20 protein-coding genes are annotated in these 19,189 nt (G+C 60.5%); 10 read left to right on the top strand and 10 right to left on the bottom strand.

Translation table 11 applies throughout. The annotated features are described in order from the left end of the window. Positions 1-9: 9 nt before the first annotated feature. From fba to JHW44_RS18140, 7 genes are all read right to left on the bottom strand, one after another. Positions 10-1,044 (bottom strand): class II fructose-bisphosphate aldolase, encoded by a 1,035-nt coding sequence (gene fba, locus JHW44_RS18170; RefSeq protein WP_089345093.1) that lies wholly within the window; start codon positions 1,042-1,044, stop codon positions 10-12. Between the two features lie 6 nt (positions 1,045-1,050). Next, on the bottom strand, positions 1,051-2,028 hold the full coding sequence (locus JHW44_RS18165) for a class 1 fructose-bisphosphatase (protein ID WP_089345094.1): 978 nt from the start codon (positions 2,026-2,028) through the stop codon (positions 1,051-1,053). Between the two features lie 8 nt (positions 2,029-2,036). Further along, a complete protein-coding gene (gene derI, locus JHW44_RS18160; protein WP_089345095.1) occupies positions 2,037-2,498 on the bottom strand; it encodes a D-erythrulose-4-phosphate isomerase in 462 nt (153 codons plus the stop codon). A 12-nt stretch (positions 2,499-2,510) separates the two neighbouring features. Continuing rightward, positions 2,511-3,269 carry a triose-phosphate isomerase gene (locus JHW44_RS18155; RefSeq protein WP_089345096.1) on the bottom strand — a complete coding sequence of 253 codons (759 nt, stop codon included), beginning with the start codon at positions 3,267-3,269 and terminating at the stop codon, positions 2,511-2,513. A 3-nt stretch (positions 3,270-3,272) separates the two neighbouring features. Continuing rightward, positions 3,273-4,055 (bottom strand): DeoR/GlpR family DNA-binding transcription regulator, encoded by a 783-nt coding sequence (locus JHW44_RS18150; RefSeq protein ID WP_089345109.1) that lies wholly within the window; start codon positions 4,053-4,055, stop codon positions 3,273-3,275. Positions 4,056-4,178: 123 nt separating this feature from the next. After that, positions 4,179-5,576 carry an NAD(P)/FAD-dependent oxidoreductase gene (locus tag JHW44_RS18145; RefSeq protein ID WP_089345097.1) on the bottom strand — a complete coding sequence of 466 codons (1,398 nt, stop codon included), beginning with the start codon at positions 5,574-5,576 and terminating at the stop codon, positions 4,179-4,181. Between the two features lie 38 nt (positions 5,577-5,614). Beyond that, positions 5,615-6,595: a LysR substrate-binding domain-containing protein gene (locus tag JHW44_RS18140; protein WP_089345098.1), complete on the bottom strand. Its 981-nt coding sequence runs from the start codon at positions 6,593-6,595 to the stop codon at positions 5,615-5,617. Positions 6,596-6,781: 186 nt separating this feature from the next. Between JHW44_RS18140 and JHW44_RS18135 the strand changes: the two genes are divergently transcribed. The 10 genes from JHW44_RS18135 (at position 6,782) to JHW44_RS18090 (ending at position 16,928) form a co-directional block, all read left to right on the top strand. Further along, entirely contained in the window at positions 6,782-7,081 is a 300-nt protein-coding gene (locus tag JHW44_RS18135) for a GntR family transcriptional regulator (protein ID WP_089345099.1), read from the top strand. Positions 7,082-7,162: 81 nt separating this feature from the next. Next, positions 7,163-8,731: an IS21 family transposase gene (gene istA, locus JHW44_RS18130; protein WP_089346207.1), complete on the top strand. Its 1,569-nt coding sequence runs from the start codon at positions 7,163-7,165 to the stop codon at positions 8,729-8,731. Then, positions 8,661-9,389, top strand: coding sequence for an IS21-like element ISPkr1 family helper ATPase IstB (istB, locus tag JHW44_RS18125; protein WP_028031292.1), 729 nt, complete (start codon positions 8,661-8,663; stop codon positions 9,387-9,389). Before istA ends, istB begins: the two co-directional genes overlap by 71 nt. Positions 9,390-9,548: 159 nt before the next feature. Beyond that, positions 9,549-10,337, top strand: coding sequence for a substrate-binding domain-containing protein (locus JHW44_RS18120; protein WP_089345956.1), 789 nt, complete (start codon positions 9,549-9,551; stop codon positions 10,335-10,337). 54 nt (positions 10,338-10,391) lie between these two features. Beyond that, a complete protein-coding gene (locus JHW44_RS18115) occupies positions 10,392-11,714 on the top strand; it encodes an extracellular solute-binding protein (RefSeq protein ID WP_089345957.1) in 1,323 nt (440 codons plus the stop codon). 73 nt (positions 11,715-11,787) lie between these two features. Then, positions 11,788-12,672 carry a carbohydrate ABC transporter permease gene (locus tag JHW44_RS18110; RefSeq protein ID WP_089345958.1) on the top strand — a complete coding sequence of 295 codons (885 nt, stop codon included), beginning with the start codon at positions 11,788-11,790 and terminating at the stop codon, positions 12,670-12,672. Further along, complete coding sequence (locus JHW44_RS18105; protein ID WP_089345959.1) at positions 12,669-13,487, top strand: carbohydrate ABC transporter permease; 819 nt, start codon at positions 12,669-12,671, stop codon at positions 13,485-13,487. Before JHW44_RS18110 ends, JHW44_RS18105 begins: the two co-directional genes overlap by 4 nt. Next, the gene (locus tag JHW44_RS18100; RefSeq protein ID WP_089345960.1) at positions 13,487-14,590 is read left to right on the top strand and encodes an ABC transporter ATP-binding protein; all 1,104 of its coding nucleotides are present in this window, start codon (positions 13,487-13,489) and stop codon (positions 14,588-14,590) included. Before JHW44_RS18105 ends, JHW44_RS18100 begins: the two co-directional genes overlap by 1 nt. Further along, entirely contained in the window at positions 14,587-16,095 is a 1,509-nt protein-coding gene (locus JHW44_RS18095; protein WP_089345961.1) for a sulfatase, read from the top strand. The genes JHW44_RS18100 and JHW44_RS18095 overlap by 4 nt, the downstream gene beginning before the upstream one ends. A 2-nt stretch (positions 16,096-16,097) precedes the next feature. Then, entirely contained in the window at positions 16,098-16,928 is an 831-nt protein-coding gene (locus JHW44_RS18090; RefSeq protein ID WP_089345962.1) for an aldose epimerase family protein, read from the top strand. On the opposite strand, the gene JHW44_RS18085 is transcribed toward JHW44_RS18090, so the two are convergent. From JHW44_RS18085 to JHW44_RS18075, 3 genes are all read right to left on the bottom strand, one after another. Then, positions 16,925-17,845 (bottom strand): SMP-30/gluconolactonase/LRE family protein, encoded by a 921-nt coding sequence (locus JHW44_RS18085; RefSeq protein WP_179217801.1) that lies wholly within the window; start codon positions 17,843-17,845, stop codon positions 16,925-16,927. The genes JHW44_RS18090 and JHW44_RS18085 overlap by 4 nt on opposite strands. A gap of 100 nt (positions 17,846-17,945) precedes the next feature. Then, the gene (locus JHW44_RS18080; RefSeq protein WP_089345964.1) at positions 17,946-18,275 is read right to left on the bottom strand and encodes an L-rhamnose mutarotase; all 330 of its coding nucleotides are present in this window, start codon (positions 18,273-18,275) and stop codon (positions 17,946-17,948) included. A gap of 9 nt (positions 18,276-18,284) precedes the next feature. Then, complete coding sequence (locus JHW44_RS18075) at positions 18,285-19,133, bottom strand: amidohydrolase family protein (RefSeq protein ID WP_089345965.1); 849 nt, start codon at positions 19,131-19,133, stop codon at positions 18,285-18,287. Positions 19,134-19,189 lie beyond the last annotated feature (56 nt).

Raw genomic sequence — 19,189 nt, 5'->3', positions numbered from 1 at the left:
CGTCAGGCGTCAGTAGCGTCCGGCCATCTCGGCCAGCGACAGGGGGCGGATGCGCCCGGCCTGTCCGGCCGTGCCAAAGGCCTCGAAACGCTGCTTGCAGACCTCGGACATCAATTCCATGGCCGGCTTCAGATATTTGCGCGGGTCGAATTCGGCGGGATTTGTCGTCAGGGTCCGGCGAATGGCCGCCGTCATCGCCAGACGGTTGTCAGTGTCGATATTGACCTTGCGCACGCCCGACTTGATGCCGCGCTGGATTTCCTCCACCGGCACGCCCCATGTCGGTTTGATATCGCCACCATAGCTGTTGATGATCTGTTGCAGGTCTTCGGGGACCGAGCTGGAGCCATGCATCACCAGATGGGTGTTGGGCAGCCGCCGGTGGATATCTTCGATGACCTGCATCGCCAGAATGTCGCCGTCGGGTTTGCGCGTGAACTTGTAGGCGCCATGACTGGTGCCCATGGCGACGGCCAGCGCATCGACGCCGGTTTCGGCGACGAAACGTTCGGCCTCGGCGGGATCGGTCAGCAATTGGTCATGCGACAGCTTTTCGGTCGCGCCGTGCCCGTCTTCCTGATCGCCCATGCCGGTTTCCAGGCTGCCCAGCACGCCCAGTTCTCCCTCGACGGAAACGCCGCAGGCATGGGCCATTTCGACGACGCGGGCGGTGATGTCGCGATTATAGGCGTAATCGGCGGGTGTGGTGCCATCGGCCATCAGCGAGCCATCCATCATCACGCTGGTGAACCCGTTTTGAATGGCGGTGGCGCAGGTGGGCAGCCCATTGCCGTGGTCCAGATGCATGCAGACCGGGATATCGGGAAATGCGCGCGCAAAACCGGCAATCAGCCCGGCGAGAACCGCATCATTGGCATAGGCGCGCGCGCCCCGGCTGGCCTGAAGAATGACCGGGCTTTCGGTCGCCTGTGCCGCCTGCATGACGGCCAGGCCCTGTTCCATGTTGTTGATGTTGAAGGCGGGCACGGCATAGCCTTGCTCGGCGGCGTGATCCAGAAGTTGGCGCAGGGTGATCATGGCCATGGGCGGTCATCCTTTGTTGGCGACAAGATGGCCGAGAAGGTTCTCGACCTCATCTGTCGCACCGAAAATGAGAGGGGTGAAGTCATGCAGACCGCCGGGACTGCGGTCCAGAATGGGTTGTGTTCCGTCGCTGGCCGCGCCGCCGGCCTGTTCGATCAGAAAGGCGATGGGCGCGCTTTCGTAGATCAGCCTGAGCCGACCGTTTTCATAGCCCGGACGGGAGTCCGCCGGATAGAGGAACATGCCGCCCTTCAACAGGATGCGGTGCAGTTCTCCGACCGCGGCGGCCAGCCAGCGCATGTTGAAATCCCGCTTGCGAGGGCCATCCTTGCCCAGACGCAACTCCTGCACCCAGGTCTGCAGGCCCGCGCTCCAGTGACGTTCGTTCGAGGCGTTATAGGCGATGGTCGAGGCTGTTGGCTTCAGCGTCACGTTCTCACGTGCAAGGCGAAAGCTCTGGGCGGCCTCATCGAATGTGGCGATGTGAACGCCGTCCCCGACCGACCAGCCGAAATCCAGCGAGTGACCGAATGACGCATAGCCCGCGGCCACGATCTCGCGCCCCTTGCGCAGGAAGCCCCGGTCCGAAGCCGGCAATATCGAAAACAACATGCCCAGAGGCGCGCCGATCCCGATGCTGCCCGATCCGTCAATCGGATCAATGGCCACGTCAAAGCACCCGCTTTCGCTCAGATGGATGACATCTTCGGCCTCTTCCGACAGGACCTGACGCACACCGGCGTCGCGCAGAACCGCGATCATGTGGTCATGTGCGGCGACATCCAGCGCCTTTTGCTTGTCGCCGCTGTCATTCACGCCGACAATCGCCTCGGGGTCGCCATGCAACCTGCCGGCGGCCAGCCGCGCGGCCAGCGGCGGCAGGGCCTCGGCAATGGCCCGAACTATCTGCTCCGGGCCATCTGAGGTCAGTGCATCGGCAATCAGGCGGCCCGAGGCCGGGCCGTCGGCGGGCAGGATCAGCATGTTCCGGATCAGCCCTTGTTGTATTTCGCATCGACCGCGTCGATGGCGTTGACATTGCCAGCCGAACGACCATTGGCGTCAAAATTCATTGTTTCGGCCAGCCAGGCATCTGCGATGGTCTTGGCGACTTCGGCACCGATGACGCGGGCCCCCATGGTGATGACCTGCGCATTGTTGGACAGCGCGGCCCGTTCGGCAGAATAGGTGTCATGGGTCAGTGCGGCGCGGATGCCGGGAACCTTGTTGGCCGCGATGCAGACGCCGATTCCGGTGCCACAGACAAGAATGGCGCGATCATAGGTGCCTTCCAGAACCTGCGAGCAGACGCGGTCGGACAGATTGGCATAATAGGCATCAGGACCGGCATCTGTCCGGCTGATTTCAAAGACCTCATGCTTGTCCTTGAGGTGATCGGCCAGAATTTTCGCCAGACCTTCGCCTGCGCTGTCACCTGCAATAGCCAGTTTCATGTCGTCTCTCCTTCAGATCGTTGCGGCGCAGCGCGCCAGAATGTCCAGATATCCTTCGACCTGCCAGGCCGAACGCCCGATGAACAGGCCATCGATATGGGGGCAGGCTATCAGTTCCTGACAATTGCCCGGATTGACCGAGCCGCCATATAGGCAGGGAATCCTGCGTCCCAGAATCTCTTGCGCGACTTCGATGATCTCGGCCTGTCGTGCATCGGCATAACCCGAGGTCGCCGGAATGCCGTTCTCACCGATCGCCCAGACCGGCTCATAGGCCAGCAGGATTGGCGCGGCCTTCTGATCAACAGACAGTTTTGCCAAAGCAGCACGCACCTGACGGCCCAGAACCTCTTGCGCGCGACCCGCTTCGCGTTCGGACAATGTCTCGCCAATGCAGATCAGCGGGATCAGCCCGTGACGCACGGCGGCCTCGGTCTTCAGACCGACGGTTTCGTCAGTCTCGCCGAAATGCTCGCGCCGTTCACTGTGGCCCAGTTCGACGATATCAAGATTGCAGTCCTTCAGCATCAGGGGCGAGATTTCGCCCGTCCATGCCCCATTGTCGGCCCAATGCATGTTCTGCGCGCCGACCTTGACCGATGTGCCGGCCAGCATGTCCTTGACTTCGCGCACGGCGGTGAAGGGCGGAATGACAAAGCGCTGGATGCGGCTGTCGCGCGCGGCATCCGCCTCGGCCAGCCCCTGGGCAAAGAGGCGTGCTTCCTGCAGCGTCTTGTTCATCTTCCAGCTTGTGCCGATCCAGAACGTCATGGGCTATTCCTTGGGTGATGGGGCAGGGGTGCCGGTCGCGATGGTCAGTGCCAGACCTGCGCGATCCATGGCAGTCGTGTCTTGCGGGGGCGCATCGGTGATGATCGCGTCGAATTCGGACAGATTCGCCATCCGATGCAGCGCCGAACGCGCGAAACGGCGGTGATTGACCAGCAGCACCTTGCGGTCGGCGGCCTGGATCATGGCGCGTTTCACCCGCACCACGGATTCATCCATGTGATAGGAACTGAGGCCGGACACCGCGGGCGAGGACAGAAAGGCAATATCCGCGCGAAGTTGGGCCAGCGCCGTTTCCGTGATAACCCCGAAAAACGCATTGAACTTGGCATTGAACATCCCGCCAAGCGCGATCACGCGGATGCGGTGGGCGTCCTTCAGCCGTTCGATGACGGCGGCATTGTTGGTGATGACCGTCAGCGGTGCCTTTTCGGTCAGGCGCGCGCCCAGCAATGCCGCCATAGAGCCGTCATTGATCATGACCGTCATGCCGGGTTCGACAAGCTCCAGCGCCGCCGCAGCCATGCGTGTCTTGGCATCGCTGTCCTGCAGCTCGCGGATGCGAAAATCGCTTTCGAACTGCGTGCCGGATTCGATGGTCGCCCCGCCGCGCACCTTGCGCAACAGGCCAGCCTGTTCCAGATCATCCAGATCGCGGTGAATGGTCATTCTGGAGACGGCAAAACGATCCGCCAGATCATCGAGTTCGACGGCACGTGCCGCGATCAGCAGATCCATGATGGCTTGTCGTCTTTCCTCGCGTTTCAATGCCATCTCCCGGCGTCGGATCAGCAGGTGCTTTCAAGCGCTTTTAACAGGATTTCACCTGCATACAACATTATTTGTGTGATTATGTGACCTAAAATGTGATGTTTCACGATGCATCGCAGATCACGTCAAGGGAAAGCCCATCGCCTCGACCAGTCTCAGCCAGGTGTGACGCCAACCGCCTTTCTCATCAGCCGTGTCCAGCGCATGAAGCGTGATCTTGGCACCCAGCCAGCGCAGTGGTTCGGGCGGTATCCGGCTGGGCATCGAGGTGGCAAAGCTCATCTTCAACTCGGGCAGATCCTCTTGATCCAGCTTGGCAAGCCCGACCCTTGCGCCGAAACGCGATGTCGAGACCCCGAAACCGGAGTAGCCGCCGGCCCATATCATGTCGCCGTCCTGATAGGACTGAAAATGCACAGCCATCCGCGTCGTCAGGGCGATCGGGCCCGACCAGGCGTGGGTGAACTGCACATCGTCCAGTTGTGGAAAGGTCCGATGGAAAGCCTCGGCCAGCCGCAGATAGGGCTGCACCACCCGTTCCCCCGCCGGATCGGTATTGTTGGTGCCGTCATAGTAATAGGTCAACCGTCCGCCAAAGGTCATGCGATTGTCCCTGGTCAGGCGCATGTAGTTCAGCTGGGTTCGGGTGTCATAGATGCCTTGCCGGTTGCGCCACCCGATGCGGTCCAGTTGTTCGTCGGTCAGAGGTTGGGTGGCGATGATGCGGTCGCGGATTCCGACAACGCGCGATTTGATGCGCCGGTCACCTGCCGCAAAGGCATTGGTGGCCAGCAGGATCTTGCGCGCCTTGATCGAGCCGTCATGCGTCATGACCTTCAGGATGCCCTTGTCGCGCTCAACGGACTGCATGGGTGTCATCTCGTGCAGCCTGACGCCCAATGCGCGTGCCGCATGTTTCAACCCCCAGGCCAGCCGCGCGGGATGCACCGTGCCCGACAGGTCCCTGTTCCAGCAGCCTGCGGAGAAGATCGGAGAGATGATCTGGCTTTTCAGTGCCTCGGCATCCAGAAACTCGGCCTTGTGGCCGTATTTGTTGTGCAGGTCACATTCCGCGAGCAGATCATCGACATGCCTGTCCCCCACTGCGACGGTCAGTTCCCCACCCCAGCATTCCTCTGCGTCGATCTTGTGGCGTGACAGCGTGTCGCGGAAGCCCCGCAGGTTTTCCTGACCCAGGCGTTCCAGCTCGGCGATATCTTCTGGGAAAAGCCGTTCGGCATTGCGCAGCCCGTGCATGATCGAGGTCGAGACCACGCCGCCAGGTCTGCCGGATGCGCCATAGGCGACCTTGCCGGCTTCGATCAGCATGACATCGCGCTCGGGCTGTGCTTCCTTGGCAAGGATTGCCGCCCACAGACCGGTGAAGCCTCCCCCGACAATCAGAAGATCCGCCGAGGCATGGCCGATCAGCTGAGGTTCGACATTCGGGGCGTCCGGATGATCAAGCCACAGGGGAAAGAAGGTTACATCCCGCAGGGCCTTGCTGGCAAAATTCATGCTGTCTTTCCCTTCATGCGGACCGTGATCAGGACGGATCAGCCAGTTATGTGTCCGTCTGCAATGGCATCATGCCGGGGAGCGGGTTCCGGCGGGCTTGCGGGTTGATTTCCCACCTCGCCCTGCAGCCAGGCCTGAAAGGACAGGCAAAGTTCGGATTGTGCCCGTCCCAGCGGCACCGCGACATGATAGCTCATGGCTGTCTGCATCGGTGCACGCGCCAGCAGGCACAGGCTGCCTTCGGCAAGCTCGGGTTCGATCAGATAGGTCGGAACAAGTGCAATCCCCAGACCTGCCAGCACGGCCGAGATGATAAAGGAGAACTGGTCATAGCGCTGGCCCTGCAACGCATTGACGCCGGTGTCTCCCTGGCGCGCGAACCACTGCGACCACATTGTCGGGCGCCCGGTCAGATGCAGCAGGGGCGGTCGGTCGGCGCTCATCAGCAATTCCTGTCGCTGTTCAAGCGTTTTCAGTCCCAGGGACGTGGCAAGTGTCGAGGACATGACGGGGATGACCTGTTCGCTGCACAGATAGCTGCATTGTGCGCGTGGCCAGACCGGTGCACCGTAGTGGATTGCGAGGTCGAAAGGCTCGTTTTCGAAATCGAAGGGCTGATCGCGCGAGGCAACATTGATCTGCAACCCCGGATGGAGGCGGGTGAATCTGGATAGTCGCGGAATCAGCCAGCGTGTGCCGAATGTCGGCAATGAGGCGATCGACAGAACCTGCTTGGTGCCCTCCAGCGCCATGACATCATAGGCGGCATGTTCAAGGCGCGAGATCACCTCGCGCGCTTCGGGCAGAAAGCGCCGCCCTGCTTCCGTCAGGACGATGCGGCGCTTGACCCGCTCGAACAAAGCCACGCGCAGCTGGGTTTCCAACTCGCGGACCTGCTTGCTGATCGCCCCCTGCGTCAGATCCAGTTCGATGGCGGCCTGCGTGAAGCTCTCGAAACGGGCGGCTTCGACGAAGGCACGCAGGTTCTTGATTTCTGGAGTGTTGGATCGTGACAGCAATGTTGCTTCCTAACCGGCTTGCGCGAACCCGCATATCATGGCCTTGCCAGCCGTCGCTGCCAAGATGGTCGCTATTCCCCATCTTTCCTTTCCGCCAAGACACATCGACCTGCAAGATGCGAAGCCGCCTTGAGTGGATGCAAAAAACAATTACAATACAATTCAATTGTTTTTGGAGGTGGAGATATGAATGGCGGATCAGAGCCGGAACGCGCGCTGCGTCGATTGATTGACAGCCTGTCACCTGGTGACCGCCTGCCGACAGTGCGGGCGCTGATGCGCGAACATGGCGCCAGTCAGGGGGTGGTGCAGGCCGCTCTGCGGGCGCTCGAGCGCGACGGGCTGATCGAGAGCTATGTGGGGCGCGGCACATTCGTCTCGGGGGGCGGGGCGCCACTATTTGCCAATGCCGCCAAACGCAAGCGCAGTGTATTGCTGCTGACACGCAATGTCGGTGTGAACCGGCGTGCAATTTTGACCCCGTAGAGGGGTGATCGGCGTCCAAAAATGACCCCCTTACACTGATGTGGATGATGCCCCCGAGGTCATCGGGGAGCACAGTGTGGGATGTTGGTCGTGGAGACGATAGCGAAGATCCGGCGGGCGTATTTTCAGGACAAGAAGTCGATCAAGCAGATCTGCCGTGAACTGCGGGTGTCGCGGAACACGGTGCGCAAGGTGATCCGATCAGGTGCAACGGAGCTCACCTACGAGCGAACCATTCAGCCGTTGCCGAAGATCGGACCTTGGAAAGACTTGCTCGACGAGATGCTGTCGGTGAACGCGCGGAAGCCCAAGCGCGAGCGACTGACCCGCATCCGCATCTTCGAGGAACTCCGGGCCCGAGGATATGATGGCGGCTATGATGCGGTCCGGCGATACGCGGCAACCTGGTCCAAGGAGGAGGTGGTGGCATCCGCCGCGGCCTATGTGCCGCTGAGCTTCGATCCGGGGGAAGCCTACCAGTTCGACTGGAGCCATGAGATCGTAGTGATCGATGGCGCGACGACCACAGTGAAGGTGGCACATGTCCGCCTGTGTCACAGCCGGATGCTGTTCGTGCGTGCCTATCCCCGCGAGACGCAGGAGATGGTCTTCGACGCCCATGACAAGGCGTTCGCCTTCTTCGGGGGCACCTGCACACGGGGCATCTACGACAACATGAAGACCGCGGTCGACACGATCTTCGTCGGCCGCGACCGCGCCTACAACCGCCGGTTCCAGCAGATGTGCAGCCATTACCTCGTCGATCCCGTCGCTTGCACCCCGGCATCCGGCTGGGAGAAGGGACAGGTCGAGAACCAGGTCGGCGTTGTCCGGCGGCGGTTCTTCGTGCCTCGGCCGAAGTTCAAGAGCTACGCCGAACTCAACGCCTGGCTCGAGGATCGCTGTGTTGCCTGGGCCAAAGCCAACCCGCACCAGGAGCTTCGGGATCGAACGATCTGGGAGGTATTCCAGGACGAGCGCACGAGTCTTGTCCCCTACGTCGGTCCGTTCGACGGCTTCCATGCCGTGCCAGCCTCGGTCTCGAAGACCTGTCTCGTCCGGTTCGACAAGAACCGCTACTCCGTGAACGGCCGGGCCGTTGGCCGACCTGTCGAGATCCGTGCCTATGCCGAGCGGGTCGAGTTCTGGCAGGACGGCAAGATCGTGGGGCAGCACGCCCGAGCCTTCGGGCGCGACAAGGCCATCTACGACCCGTTGCACTACATTCCGGTTCTGGCTCGCAAGCCCGGCGCCCTCCGGAATGGGGCCCCCTTCAAGGGCTGGGACCTGCCGCCGGCGATCAGGCGCGTGCAGCGCAAGCTTGGCAAGGTGCCGAACGGCGACCGGCAGATGGTCCAGATCCTGAGCATGATCCCGATCGATGGGCTGGATGCGGTGGATGCTGCCTGTGCCGAGGCCCTGAGCGAAGGGGTCCCTGCGGCCTCGGTCGTCATCAACATCCTTGCACGGCATCGGGAGCCGCCACCGCCACTGACCATCGATACGCCGGCCGCGTTGCGACTGACCTGCGAGCCCGTCGCCGATTGCAAACGCTACGACAGTCTCAGGAGACCCAACCATGGAAAGATCACAAGTGCTGGACGCGATGAGCCAGCTGAAGCTTTACGGCATGAAGGCCGCCTACGATGAGATCATCACCACGGCGGTGAAGCGCCAGCACGAGCCGCAACAGATCGTCGGCGACCTGCTGAATGCCGAGATCAGCGAGAAGCAGGCGCGCTCGATCAAATATCAGATGACGATCGCCAAGTTGCCGCTGGCGAAAGAGGTCGACGAGTTCAGCTTCGAGGAAACGCCGGTCAACGAGACGCTGGTACGCGATCTGGCCGCCGGAGAGTTCCTCGAACAGCAGCGCAATGTCGTCCTCATCGGCGGCACCGGGACTGGTAAATCGCACCTGGCCGTCAGCATCGCCCGGGCCTGCATCCGGCGCGGCAAGCGGGGGCGCTTCTTCAATGTCGTAGACCTGGTAAACAAGCTCGATGCCGAAGCCCGTGCCGATCGACAGGGGCGCACGGCAGACCTGCTCTGCCGCCTCGACTTCCTGATCCTCGATGAGCTCGGCTATCTCCCCTTCGCGCAGACCGGCGGCCAGCTACTGTTCCATCTCATCAGCCGCCTCTACGAACGCACCTCGATCATCGTGACGACCAATCTCGACTTCGGGGAATGGCCTTCGGTCTTTGGCGACGCGAAGATGACCACGGCGCTGCTCGACCGGCTGACCCATCACTGCGACATCGTCGAAACCGGCAACGAGAGCTGGCGCTTCAAGACCCGAGAATGACCGACGGCCACGCTGGCCCGATACGGCTGCGCTGTATGGGGGCTACACCGCATCGGGCCAGCTACCCGTGCGCTCCATGGGGGTCATTTTTGAACGCCGATAGGGGGTCAAGATTGCCTGCCGATTGACAATGTCGGGTCAGCCCGAACGCGTCGCGTGTTGTCGCGCCTGCAGGATGCGCTGTCGGAACATGATGTCGATACGATCCAGATCACCTATTCGGAAACCGAACACGGGCTGTACATGCTGCGCAGCATGCCCTCCGTCGATGTCGCGATCGTTCAATGTCACTTCGAGCCGGTGGCTATCGAGCTGCTGTCATTGTTGCGGCGCAAGGCGAAGTCGGTGCTGTTTGACGGTGCAACGGTATCGGGGCTTGATGTGGATGCGGTGGCGTCGAACTGGCGGGTATCACTGGATATGTGCATGCGCCACCTTATTGAACGCGGTCACAGGAACATAGGAATGATCGGATCGACCGGGCGCAGTCGCCCGATCGAGGCCATCCGGTTGCATTATGAATCGCTGCGCGCATGGTCGCCCGGCGGGGCGGTGCTGCATGATCCGGTCTGGCTGGACAGCCTGCCCAATGAGGACAACCTTGGCGAAATAGGCGAGGCGCTGGACGTCGCGCGCCGGCCCGATGGCAGTTTCCCCTGGTCGGCCCTGGTCATCTGGGGCGCGCTGGATGGCAAGTTGCTGCAAGGGGTGTTTTCCGAGCGTGACATAGCCGTTCCGGGGGATCTGAGCGTGGTTTTGCTGGGCCATCCGGGTGTCGCCACAGAATCCAACAACTTCTTCACGGTGATCGGCAGCAGCGCGGCCGAGACCATTTCCGCCCTGTGCGAGCTGACGTTGAGACGGATGGCCGATGAAAGGGCCGAGTTCGTGACAAGATATCTTGAACCGGTGATTGCCGAAGGGCAAAGCGAGGTCGATACAATATAATATTTGACAATACATTTTGACGTTTTCAGGATCTACCCAGATTGGGAGGATTGCATGAAACAGAAGAGATATTCCTATACTGTCATCGGGGCTGTCCTGCTGGGCGCATTTGGCGTGATGCCGGCACAGGCACAGGATCAGGTGCCTTTCACAATGGTGATCGCTCAGACACCCTGGTATCCGGCCTTTGAATCGGTCGTGGATCACTACGAGCAGGAAACCGGCAACAAGGTCGTTCTTGACGTGAACCCTTCGCCCGCGCTGATGGACAAGGTGCGCAATTCGGCCAGGGCTTCGGAAGGCGAATTCGATCTTCTGGCGATGAACGCGCTGACCCTGCCGGAGTATTACTTCGGCGGATATGTCACCGCGCTGACCGATATCGATCCGGAATTCTCCATCGAAGACGGGATCATAAACTATGGCGGTTCGGCAAACTGGAATCCCGACACCCGGACAATTGGCGAGGGTGCTGTTTACGGCGTGCCCATCAATGGCAATATCCAGCTTCTGTATTATCGCGCCGATCTCTACGAGGAAAACGGTCTTCAGGTTCCAGCGACCTGGGATGAACTGAAATCCAATGCCGCGGCGCTGAATGGTGACGGTCATTACGGGATGGTCGTGCGGGGCAACCGATCCTTCGCCGACAGCAGCTACAACTTCTTTCCCTATATGGCCTCCTATGGCGGTGGCTTCATGAAGCCCGACGGTCAGGGCGGCTATGTCGTGACGGCAAACAGCCCCGAGACCCTGGCGGCACTGGACATGTGGACAGGTATTGCTGCCGATGTTTCTGCGCCTGACGCCGCCACGGTCAGCCAGTCGAAGATGATCGAACTGCTTGCCACCGGCAAGGCGGCACAGGCTGTCATGGTCGCCGCTGCCTGGCCGCAGTTGGAAGACCCGAATAAATCTGCCGTGGTGGGCAAGATGGCCGTTGCGCCCTTGCCCGCGGGTCCGGCAGGCCCCCGCACGACCCTGGGGCATTGGATGGCAGGCATTGCAGGCAATGTGCCCAAGGACCGGCAGCAGGCTGCATTGGCCTTTCTGAAGTGGTTCCAGACCAGAGAGGCCCAGCAGGTCTATCTGGATGCCGGAGGCATTCCGGTGCGCAGCGATACCTATGCCGAGAACAGCCAGCCTGATGGCCCGAACCGCTGGATGGGCGCGATGGCCGAATCCGATGACATGGGCGTGCCGATGTTCGTCATTCCCGAAGGTGTCACCATGGTGTCCCAGATCGAGTTGCGGCTGCAACAGGCTTTGCTGGGCGAGGTCTCGAACGCGCGGGCGCTCGATGATCTGGCTGATGATATCGCAGCCATACTTGAGGAAGCCGGCTATCCGGTGACCCGCCTCGCGCCGCTGTCATAGGCGCAGGGCGTATCGTCCCGAATGAAGTGATGCGGTCATGCGTGGCCGCGTCCGGTTTCCAGCGAGACAATAGATGATAGAGAATCTTTCAGACCGCCGGTGGCGTCGCCTCGGCATCACCCCCTTGCTCTTGCTTTACGGGTTGATCGCCATTCTCCCGGTGCTCAACCTGTTCTGGTCCAGCTTTTTCAGCATCGACTGGGTCGCGGGTGCCGAGCAGCGCGAATTTGTCGGTCTTGGAAACTATGCCAGGATCCCGTCGGATTCATTTTACGGCGTCGGCGCTGCAAATACCGTGTTTTTTGCCGTCACCACGGTGGTGATCCAGATGGTGCTTGGCTTTGCGCTGGCGCTGGTGGTGTCGCGCAGCAAGATCCGCTCGAACGCCTATCGCACCATCTTCATCCTGCCGATCCTGATACCGGGCATTGTCGTCGGGGCAATCTGGCGACTGATGTTCGATGTGGATTTCGGAGTTATCAATCAGGTCATCGGGCTTGTCGGCATCGAACCGCTGGCCTGGACCGCGCGCGCCGGCCTGGCCATGCTGTCCATCATCGTGGTCGATATCTGGCACTGGACGCCATTTGTCTTTCTGCTGCTGTTTGCGGGGCTGCAGGGCTTGCCAGAGGATGTGTTCGAGGCTGCGCGCGTCGACGGCACGCCCTTCTGGCGCGAATTGTGGTGCATCACGTTGCCCCTGATGTTGCCGACCCTGGTCGTGACCCTGCTGTTTCGCATCATCCTGGCCTTCAAGGTCTTTGACGAGATCTATCTTCTGACATCGGGCGGGCCCGGGACGGCGACCGAAGTCATATCGTTTTCGATCTTTCGCACCTTCTTCATCGCGGATGACGTCGGTTACGGATCGGCCATCTCTTTCACCACCATGTTCGTCATTGCCTTGCTGATCGTGATTGCGCTTGGCGTGCAGGCCAGAGCGAGGGCAAGCCAATGAAACGCGGCGCAATCCTGTCCCATCTGATGCTGGGTCTGTCGGCCTTTGTCATCCTGTTGCCCTTTGGCTGGATCGTTCTGTCGGCATTCAAGCGCCAGATCGACATCGTGACCTCCAAGGTCATCTTTACGCCAGTGATGCTGAATTTCGACGAATTGCTGTTTTCGCGCTCGTCGACCTTTCTGGACAATTTCACCAACAGCCTGATCGTGGCGGGGGCCTCGACGGCCATTGCCTTGTTCACGGCGACCACCGCTGCCTTTTCGCTGCGCCAGAAGGCCTGGGCAGGCTGGGTGCCGACCGTGCTGCTGACCTTTTCGATGATCTATTACATGACTCCGCAAATGACCCTGGTCGGATCATGGTATCAGCTCTTCCGGGCGATCGGGCTGAATAACACCCTCTTTGCCATCATCATCACCCATGCGACGGTCAATTTGCCGATGGCACTGTGGCTGATGAATTCCTTTGTTGCCGATGCCCCGCGCGAACTGGAAGAGGCCGCCGTGATTGATGGCTGCTCGCGGCTCAAGACCTTTACCCATGTCATCCTGCCGGTGATCGTGCCTGGCCTGATGGCGACGGGCGTCCTGATGTTCGTCTTTTCCTGGAATGAATTTCCCGTGGCATTGGCCCTGACCACCAAGGAAACCGCGACGGTGCCGGTCAGCATAGCCAAATTCGCGCAGGATTTCGAGGTCAAGCACGGTGCCATGGCGGCTGCCGCAACGCTGTCGACCATTCCTGCCATCCTGATGATCATTTTCGCCACGAAGTATATCGTGCGCGGCCTGACGAGCGGAGCACTGAAATAATGGCCCAGATCACTCTCGACAATATTTCCAAGAACTACGGCGGCCATACCGCGATTCCGGGGCTGTCCCTGGACATCAGAGACAAGGAGTTCGTGGTTCTGGTCGGCCCTTCCGGATGCGGAAAATCCACCACATTGCGAATGATCGCCGGGCTGGAGGATATCACTGGCGGCACGATGTATTTTGACGACAGGCCGGTCAATGACGTCTCGCCGGTGCAGCGGAACGTGGCGATGGTGTTTCAGAATTACGCGCTTTACCCGCATATGAGCGTGCGGCGCAATCTGTCCTTCGGCCTGGAGAACATGAAACTGTCCAAGGCCGAGATCGCCACGCGCGTCGATGACGCTGCGCAGACGCTGGGGCTGACCGAATTGCTGGACCGCAAGCCAAAGGCCCTGTCAGGCGGGCAGCGCCAGCGCGTGGCCATGGGGCGGGCCATCGTGCGCCAGCCCTCGGTCTTTCTGTTTGACGAACCGTTGTCCAATCTGGATGCCAAGCTGCGCGCCGAGATGCGGACCGCCATCAAGTTGCTGCACCGTCAGGTCGATACGACGGTTGTCTATGTGACCCATGATCAGGTCGAGGCAATGACACTGGCAGAGCGGATCGTCGTCATGCGCGAAGGCGTCATCGAACAACAGGGTGCCCCGCAAGAGCTGTTCGACAATCCGGCCAGTGCCTTCGTGGCCGGCTTTCTGGGCAGTCCGCAAAGCAATCTGATCGACGGCATGATCGGCGAGGGCGGAATCTTCCGCGCGCACGAAGGATTTTCCTTGCAACTGCCGCCCGCGCTGGCTGCATGTGCCCGCATCGGACAGGAGGTCATCCTGGGATTGCGCCCCGATGATGTGAACCCGCTGGGTGGGGATCAGCAGGGGCGCTTGCTGCATTCTGGTGGCACCGTGGAGGTGGTCGAACCGCTAGGGGCGGAAAGCTATCTTCTGGTGCAATGTGATGGCACCCGGTTGCTGGTCAAATCGCAGGGGCGCACCCTGCATCGGGCCGGCGAAGAGGTCGGGCTGTCGATCCTGCCGCAAATGTTGATGCTGTTTGACCGCAAGACGGGCAAATCCCTGAAGTCCCGCGGGGTATCGGCATGAAGACGGTCTTTCTTCTGTTTGACTCGCTGAACCGGGCGGCGCTGAACTGCTATGGCGGAACGCGGATCGAGACACCGAATTTCACCCGGCTTGCCAACAGATCGGTGCGTTTTGACAATCACTATGTGGGGTCCATGCCCTGTATGCCTGCCCGCCGCGACATGCATACAGGCAGGCTGAACTTCCAGCATCGCAGCTGGGGTCCGCTGGAGCCCTTTGATACCTCATTCGTCAAGATGCTGGATCAGTCCGGAACCCACGCACATCTGATCTCGGACCATTTTCATTATTTCACCGAAGGCGGCAGCACCTATCACACCCAATATACCACTTGGGATTTCGTGCGCGGGCAGGAAGCCGATGCCTGGAAAGCGGTGGTGCAACCGCCTTTGGAACGTTATCGCCAGATCTATCATCCAAGCCAATATGTCCTGGAAGATGACCGCTACCTTGCCTCGATGGTCAACCGTGATTTCCTCGAAACCGAGGCGGACTATCCGTTGGCGCAATGCATCGGGCGGGGACTGGACTTTCTTTCGCGCAATCGGGACAAGGACGATTGGTTCCTGCAACTGGAATGTTTCGATCCGCATGAGCCCTTTGTCGTGCCGGAACGTTTTCGCAAGGCCTTTCCAACTGATTACAACGGGCCAATCCTCGACTGGCCGCGATATGACCGGGTCAGCGAAAGCGAAGAAGAAACAGCCGAATTGCGCGCGAATTATGCGGCACTGGTGGCAATGTGCGACGAATATCTGGGCCGGATTCTGGACCATTTCGATGAACATGACATGTGGAAGGACACCGTGCTGATCCTTTCCACCGATCACGGGTATTTGCTGGGCGAGCATGACTGGTGGGCCAAGAACCGCATGCCGTTCTACAATGAGATCGCCAATATTCCCTTGTTTATCGCCCATCCCGATTTCGCCGCTCAGGCGGGCAGCCGGCGCAATGCCTTGACCCAGACGATTGATCTGATGCCCACGATTCTGGAACTGTTCGGCCTGGATATCCCGGACTCGGTCGAGGGGAAATCCCTTCTGCCGCTGCTGGGACAGGACGGGCCGCATCATGAGGCCGTCATGTATGGCATTTTCGGTGGGGCGACCAATGTCACCGACGGGCGCTACAGCTATTTCCGCTATCCCGAAAATGTCTTTGACCAGGAGATATTTGAATACACATTGATGCCCACGCATCAACGCAGCCATTTTACGCGCGAGGCATTGATGCAGAGCAAACTCTGCGATGGTTTCGCCTTTGCAGGCGGCATGCCGATGCTGCGGATCCCGGCGCGCAAGGCTGCGGATGGACGGGTTGCAGGACAGGGATTGATCGAGGATACGACAACCGTTCTCTATGATCTGGCCTGTGATCCCGGTCAGAATTCGCCGCTGGATGACCCTGACATCATTGCGAAGATGGAACAGCACCTGTCACGGTTGTTGCTGCGCAACGAGGCGCCGCCTGAAGCCTGGCGTCGGCTGGGCCTCGCGTCCTGAACGTGCCGCCCGCTGGCGATGGCGGTGAAAGCATCATCTGGATTGGGCCTGAGCGCTTCCGGTTGGGGCTGGATCGCGGTCAGGCGCTGGATTTGCGACATGTGCTGGTCTCGGGCGTCGATCTTGCACCGGGTCTGCAGGCACCCTGCCAACCCGATGACCTGATCGGCCGCGCCCTGCAGGGTTTCATGTTCACCTGCGGGCCAGACCATATCCGTCAGGCTGCGAAGGGCATGGGCCCGGGTGGCCGCAACTGGGTGTGGCCGCAACATGGATCGCTGCTGCGCGCGCCGCCTTGCGAGGTAATTCGGCATGAGGACGGTCTTGCCACGCAGATCACGATCTGCTTGCCCTGCGGGGGGCGGGCTCGCCTCTGCAGACGTTGGCGTATGAATCCGTCTCGGCAAGGCGTAACCCTGACGGATTGCCTGGAAAATTGTGGCACGAGCGATTGGGCTCCGATGATCATGTATCATCTGAATTTCGGGGGCGGGCAGCTGACGCGGGCAACGACCCTGATGGCGGGGCGCCGGAAAACGCCCGTTCCCATGGCGATGGAAGAGCGTCATCTCTGCCTGCCGGCACCATCCGATCGCCGGGTTCGCATTGCGCCGCTGGCCTCGGTTCCCGCCGGGGTCGAGATCGGCTTCTCAGGGCTGGATTGGCTGCAGACCTGGCGTCATCGAGGACGTCATGGCGATGTGTTCTCTGTCGAGCCTGCCTCGCATGATCGCCGCCCCCGAGAGCAGCTCGGGCCCGCGCTGACCACCTTGCGCCCCGGAGAGGGCCGCGAATATCGGCTTTGTCTGCGGGTGCCTGCCGTGCTGCCCTAGCGAACTGCCCCGCGCACCCCCACGGGAAGCGCGTAAAGCGAGGTCGTGGCGGTGATGAACAGGGTCGAATTATGGACACCGCCAAAGGTCAGATTCGAGACGGTTTCGGGGATCGCGATATGATCGAGATGCTCTCCCGTGGCAGAGATCACCTCGACCCCCCGCGCGGAAGAACACCACAGATTGCCCAGTTCATCAACGCGCAGGCCATCGGGTACGCCGTGTTCGATCTGGAAATGATGTCTGGCTGGGCCAAGGCTGCGGCCATCGATCACATCAAAGGCAAAGATGTCGTGATGCCCGTCTGCGAAATGGGACCGGCTGGAATCGGCGACATAAAGAATCTGCTCATCGGGAGAAAAGGCCAGTCCATTGGGCATCAGCAGCGAGTCGCAGACGATCTCTGGACTGCCCATCGCATCCGGGGCCAGGCGATAGATATTGCAGCCGCCAATCTCGGAATCGCGCCGCATTCCTTCATAGTCGCTGAGAATGCCATAGGAGGGATCGGTGAACCAGATCGCACCGTCGCTGGCAATGACCAGATCATTGGGCGAATTCAGCGCCGCACCCTTGTAATGCGAGGCCAGCACCGTTTCCGTTCCGTCATGTTCGATACGGACAACAGAGTGGCTGAGATGGCGACAACTGACCAGCCGCCCTTGCGCGTCGCGAGTGCCACCATTGGTGAAATCGCTTCTCTCTTTCAGCACGCGACAGCCCAACCCCGGAATCCACTGCAACAGCCGGTTGTTGGGGATATCGGAAAATACCACGCTGTCGCTTGCCGGGAAATAGACCGGTCCTTCGCACCACATGCCATCACCGAACAGGCGTTTGGGGGCCATGCCGGGCAGGCCAAGCAAGGGATTGCGGCCTGCGATCAGGCGGCGGGTTGCTGGAACTTTTGTCGCCATGGTGGGTCTCGCTGTCCTGAAGATCTTTGGAATCATCCCACGGCTTGCGGGGTTTGACCATGTTTTGGTCGGTCCGATGACATGCCCGGACCAAGAGGTATCAATCGAGGTGAAAGACCTCTTCCATGCCGGCCCACCATTCACCGGCATCGCGGCTGGGCAGGGGGGCCTGCATGGGGCCGCAGATTTTCCACCAATCCTGCGTCACCGGATCGGCGGCAATGGCGGCATTGTCGGCCTCGAAATCCGAGCCGGTATACTCCCAATAACTGAACATCAGGTTCTCGGGCTGGCGCAGGAAGATCGAGTAGTTGGTGATGTTCGACTGGCGCAGGCGTTCCAGAACCTGCGGCCAGACATCGGCGTGAAGGCGTTTGTACTCGGCGACATGTTCGGGCCGAAGGCCGATCACCATTCCCATGCGTTTCATCGTGCTTTCCTATCCTGTGGTCACGGGGTCGAGGCCGTAAAACTGCGCCGCCGTGCCGCCGAAAATCGCAGCACGATCATCTTCGTTCAGCCCGGCGGTCAGTTGCTCTGCACAATCATGCCAACTGGCATAGTTCCCTTGCAGGTTCAGCACCGGCCAGTCGCTGCCCCACATCAGCCGCTGCGCCCCGAAACAGTCCAGAACATGGCGATAGGCAGGCCGCAATGTGTCGGCATTCCATCCCGGTCCATGTTCGGTGATCAGCCCCGAGAGTTTGCACATGATCGAGTCATGGCCTGCCAGCGACGAGATGCCTGCCAGCCAATCGGCCTGCATCTTGCGGGTCTTGGGAAAAGCCGGCTTGGCGCAATGGTCGATCACAATGGGAAGTTGCGGCAACTGCCGTGCGAGTTCATCGATCACCGGCAGATGGCGGGGGGTGATCAGCGCATCCATCCGCAGGCCCAGATCGGCCAGATGCGCAAGATTGTCCAGAACCTGCTTCTGCAGGACCCATTCCGTCCACTCGATATCCTGCAACATCGGGCGGACGCCCTTGAAGAGCGGATTCTGGGACAGTGCGACCAGATGCCGCCCGGCATCCGCCGCCGCCAGATCCACCCAGCCAACGACGCCCAGAATGGATGACGTCACGGCCGCCAGATCCAGCAGATAGCGCGTCTCGGCAATACTGTCGGCGGCCTGAATCACGACACTGCCTGCGATCCCGGCGGCCCGTCGCAACGGATCCAGATCGGCGGGGCCATGGTCGCGCCGGATCGGAGCGACGCTGTCATCCATCCAGGCATAATCACCGCGGCTGATTTGCCAGTAATGCTGATGTGCGTCGATTTTCATCGCCCCTCCCTTGCCGTCCCCGTTGACTTTTAGTTTTTAATCATAAAAAACCGATA

The organism is Paracoccus seriniphilus, assembly GCF_028553745.1.
Classification (GTDB): Bacteria; Pseudomonadota; Alphaproteobacteria; order Rhodobacterales; family Rhodobacteraceae; genus Paracoccus; species Paracoccus seriniphilus.
The sequence above is the reverse complement of the archived record's forward strand: the minus strand, read 5'-3'. Positions and strand labels throughout refer to the sequence as shown.